At 42.3% G+C, this 4,209-nt stretch carries 6 protein-coding genes; 3 read left to right on the forward strand and 3 right to left on the reverse strand.

Translation table 11 applies throughout. The annotated features are described in order from the left end of the window. Positions 1–586 precede the first annotated feature (586 nt). On the reverse strand, positions 587–787 hold the full coding sequence (locus tag B9Z42_RS16235; RefSeq protein WP_143474115.1) for a hypothetical protein: 201 nt from the start codon (positions 785–787) through the stop codon (positions 587–589). Positions 788–811: 24 nt separating this feature from the next. Beyond that, the gene (locus B9Z42_RS16005; RefSeq protein WP_158235981.1) at positions 812–1,444 is read right to left on the reverse strand and encodes a hypothetical protein; all 633 of its coding nucleotides are present in this window, start codon (positions 1,442–1,444) and stop codon (positions 812–814) included. A gap of 198 nt (positions 1,445–1,642) precedes the next feature. Between B9Z42_RS16005 and B9Z42_RS16010 the strand changes: the two genes are divergently transcribed. Both B9Z42_RS16010 and B9Z42_RS16525 read left to right on the forward strand, forming a co-directional pair. Further along, positions 1,643–1,981 (forward strand): hypothetical protein, encoded by a 339-nt coding sequence (locus tag B9Z42_RS16010; RefSeq protein ID WP_143474117.1) that lies wholly within the window; start codon positions 1,643–1,645, stop codon positions 1,979–1,981. Between the two features lie 46 nt (positions 1,982–2,027). Then, positions 2,028–2,384, forward strand: coding sequence for a DUF6876 family protein (locus B9Z42_RS16525; protein WP_100134424.1), 357 nt, complete (start codon positions 2,028–2,030; stop codon positions 2,382–2,384). On the opposite strand, the gene B9Z42_RS16020 is transcribed toward B9Z42_RS16525, so the two are convergent. Beyond that, positions 2,330–2,680 (reverse strand): helix-turn-helix domain-containing protein, encoded by a 351-nt coding sequence (locus tag B9Z42_RS16020; protein ID WP_199172114.1) that lies wholly within the window; start codon positions 2,678–2,680, stop codon positions 2,330–2,332. The two genes, B9Z42_RS16525 and B9Z42_RS16020, sit on opposite strands and share 55 nt — an antisense overlap. Before the next feature lie 31 nt (positions 2,681–2,711). Here B9Z42_RS16020 and B9Z42_RS16025 point away from each other — a divergent pair, with 31 nt between their 5' ends. Beyond that, the gene (locus tag B9Z42_RS16025) at positions 2,712–4,010 is read left to right on the forward strand and encodes a hypothetical protein (RefSeq protein ID WP_100134425.1); all 1,299 of its coding nucleotides are present in this window, start codon (positions 2,712–2,714) and stop codon (positions 4,008–4,010) included. The last annotated feature ends 199 nt before the right edge of the window (positions 4,011–4,209 follow it).

Raw genomic sequence — 4,209 nt, forward strand, 5'->3', positions numbered from 1 at the left:
CTTCAGGTTTTTTGTAATCCGCCAACAGGCGGTCTATGAGTTCGTTGCTTACGGTCATTTCTCTTCCTTTGAAGATGAAGGCAGTTTCCTGCCATTAGACCGTTTACACAAAATCTAGGACACGCCCCCGAACTCTAAGACGGTAGTAGTTGCCTTGAACTAAAGTGATTCATCAGGCAACTACGCTCGTTAGCCTTTTACCAGCCTCTTGAGACAGATCTAAACGACCTGCCTCAGAGGCTATTTGTTGAAGCGCTAACAATCCAAACGAGCCAACAATTCTCAACACCTCGATTATTTCGTCGTCGGTGTAGCAGGGTTCAACGAACTCTTTCGAAAATCTCCTAGCAGAATGCATTACACCAGTATGGGTGTAACTATTTAACGACCCCCAAGCACTATTCTTAAACTGAGACAGCACCTTCGATTCAAACCCAGGAACTTGCTCTATATACTCTAAAAGTTTATAAAACTTCAGATCAAGCCTATCCTCGTAGTATTGGTCAACTTGGTCATTCGTTGCGTAATTTTTTAGCCATACTCCTCGAACAAAACCCTCGAAGACCAGCCTTACCAATGCAAACGCTTAACCGTTAATCTGTGACCGAAGCAAAACACATACTGCCACTTGGTGTTCGATTACTTGGTCATAACAACCTACAGATAAAAGAGATCGACGCCCACGTGATATTGGCAGATCATCTAAACGCTTTGCAATCCACTCATGAAGTTCAAACCCTTTTTGAATCACAGCTGCCTTATTGTTCATAGGCTGGTTTTGTTTCATTTACCTACTCCAAGACTTCAAACTTTACCCAATCACTTTGATCAATTCCTCTGTGTGGCGAAAAAATTCACCATCAATCACCTCAACCATATATTTGCACAACTCATCGCAAATGATGACAACCTCTGCAGGAGAGGCGCCACCAGCGTTAGGTGTGAGTGCGCCATGAAAAAAAATGTGTCGCAACGCTTTGGCAAGTACCAACGGCGAAATTTGATCTCCCGCAGCAAAAGCATCTAGCTGCTGCTTTTGCTTGTTATCCGTGAGATGCCCCCTAACAACTTGAAAAAAGTCTTTACTTGTAAAGCATGCTCGAATGGTTTCTAAATGACTATCAAATGGGTGTAACTTAAAAATCTCTCGAGTGTCTTTTATGTTCAACGCTTTTTTGAACATCTCAAATGCCGTCCAATGCAGCGATGCCCGCATAAGCGCCGAATACCCTGCAACCGTCTGATCTGCATATCCTTCAAGTTGCATCTCTCTAAATGAACGGGCGAATTTGTACCTTGCATGAAAACGATTTACAACTGCCGCCACATTGAAAATTCCCGTTCTACTGGCATCTCGTGCTCTAGGATCGTAGGTGTCCCAACCCTTTACTTTTATTACAACTGGAGCTTTAACAATTAAGGGCATGTTTTTGGTGGTAGTCAACGAAGGGCTTGGTGCATTAACTTGCATTATCTGCAATCAACCTCAAAGCACCAACTCTTGTATTTTTTGTACACCTTTTTTCAACGTCTGTATCACGAGTGATACAGACTGCACAAAACGGTTCACATACGCATCTCCCTGAATATTATTACTTTGGTCACCCGCATGTTGCGAGTGAAATTCACTTGGAGAAAACTCATGAATGACCAAAGTACACCCACCACTGCCCAACCAGAAGAGCAAATCAAAACCCGCCGTCGATCTGACGAGAAGAGCATCAGGTCGCTTTCGTTGAATGAGGTTGATGGAGCCCTTGCGGTTTACGACAAGACCATTCGCATGAACACGGAACTGGTTAAGACCAAGCTATCAGCAGGTGGACATCTGCCCTCAGATGTCTTGCGAGACCTATCTGTTGCCAACAAACAGAAAGCACGTCTCACCATGCGTCGCATTTCCCTTCTGATTGAAACTGGTGATGCCGCAGTAATGGACCTAGTCGACAAGCTTTGCAAACTGAAACCAGCCAAAGCCTAACAACAAAAAAGGGGATGCAACTGCATCCCCTTCTTCATTTACGACTATGAAAAACTTTGACCCCACCGTTCTTAGCCTCTTCATTGGAACTGAACGCTACTACCGAATTTCACGCACACATCTCATCACGGATGGAGCCAAGTACCTCGCCGACAACGCTGAGTGCTACTGGCTACTAGATGCAACCACAAGTCACTTGATGGAGATTGGGACGAACGATTGGTTTGTCCTTGCCACTCTAACGTTCAAGGACTCAAGAGCCACATTGGTCTACAGCGATGGAGACGGTAACGAACTTGCACGTCAGCAAATCCCGTTCACCGACTTTCCGACGGACGAAATCAAACTTTATTGCTGCTTTGACGGTGAGCACTGGGTAACGATGTTGCCTTCTGAGTATTGAATGTCACCGGTCACAAGCTGTATAAAACTGATATCAAGCGCTTTTGCAACAGCACATAGTACGGACAGGGATGGGTTTGCAATTCCCCTCTCTATTTGGCTTGCATACGTTCGGTCAATTCCTGCTTTGTCTGCCATCGCCTCTTGCGACAGTCGAAGATTTTTTCGACGTTTTTTCACTGTCGTTGAAATCTGGTTGGCTATAGCTGCAGCATGGTTTGTCACAGCCATGACTGTGCAATTCATGCGATTGACAGTCCACGGAAAATAATCTACATTGTTGACTATATTCCACATCTCAACCTTCAATTTTGAAAGCCTGATAAATATGCGTTTCGTCTATGCAATTGCCTTCTTGGCTGCAAGTTTTACCTCTACAAACAGCTTTGCACAATTCGGTGGTTTATTAAACCAGCTGAAAAGTGAGGTCGAAAAAAACTTACCTAAGCCAAGCAACTCAGCTGGTCTCCCTAAAACTCAAAGTATGGGCAAGCCGAAAGTAATGTCTAGTGAAGAGTTCTGCAATAAGTTGAAGAATTCGCAAGAACTTAACGAATTTGCAGCATCCGCTAAAAAACTGGCTACCCAACACAACCTCAGTTATGTCTTTGACACAAAAGATAACCTTATTGCAAACTGGATTCAAGGCAAATTGAATCCAATGTTAAATATTCAAAATAGTGGATCATTTGCAGGTGTTAACGAATTCATCTTTCCGTCAGAAGCTTCTGCCAATGAATGCGCCTTATCAATTCGTGACTCAGATCTTTTATATTTAATGGCTAGCAATCAGAATAGCTACGAAAAAATCAAAACAACTTTAGATAAAATAGCTCAGGTGCAATCCCCGCAAACTGTTAGAAAGATGGATGCATCAGGTAATATTATTAACGAAACCATGCAGGGGAAAAATCAACCAATTAATGCTATTGGAGCTTATTCAGGAAAGTCATCAATCAGCAAGGGAAATGGCAATGGCATCACGCCAGATTGGTTGGTTACTTGGCTTATCCTCCTAGATGAAAACGGGCAAATTCTTAAAAATACTTACCCAGAAATTAAAGCAACCACAATCGAACGTATTGCTCGTTTAGAGCGTGAAAATATGGAAAGTAAAGAGAAGTTTGCAAATGAGAAAAAGCAAGAGATCGAAGCCAATGCCAAACAAGAACGTGAGCAACAAGCTGTAATTAATAAATATAAAGAATTTAGAAATTCTCCAGATGGGCAGCTAATAATCTCGTATCAGTATTACCAAGTGCTTCAAACCTGTAATGAAATTCGTAAAGGATATGCCATTCAGTTTGTTAATGACACAGAATTTTCTGCAGCAACAAAAAACATCAAGGCTATTGAAGCATCACTGAAACCTAGCCTCAAAGATAAAAACACAGACAAACTGTGGAGCAATGCTATAGAAAGAAATAAAAAATGGAATCCGTCAGAGGAATCAAGTATTATCACAGGACTCACTTCTGGCTTCACCATTGACTTAATTGATACTATCAAGACAAACAATAAATTGAACTGGGTTACTTCACAAAAAGATTGTTCGCAGTTTCTCGTAAGATTTAATGGCTTTTCAGAAAGTGTTCTTGGCACTGAAGCACCAAAGAAAGCTTTTTAACTTTTTATTGTAAATTGGGCCCATTTGGGCCCAACTTAGCTATGCGTAATTTTTATAAAATTTGAGATGATGGAGGGTGTCCCGAATTTTGTGTAAACGGAGCGAGTGTTAATTCGTCGGCATCCTTCCCTCAAACTGGATCGTAAATCGGTTCAGCACGGGCTTCCAGTTTTGCACCGGCATCGTCCACTTCTTGGCG

Source organism: Limnohabitans sp. B9-3, from assembly GCF_002778325.1.
In the GTDB taxonomy this organism is placed as follows: domain Bacteria; phylum Pseudomonadota; class Gammaproteobacteria; order Burkholderiales; family Burkholderiaceae_C; genus Limnohabitans; species Limnohabitans kasalickyi.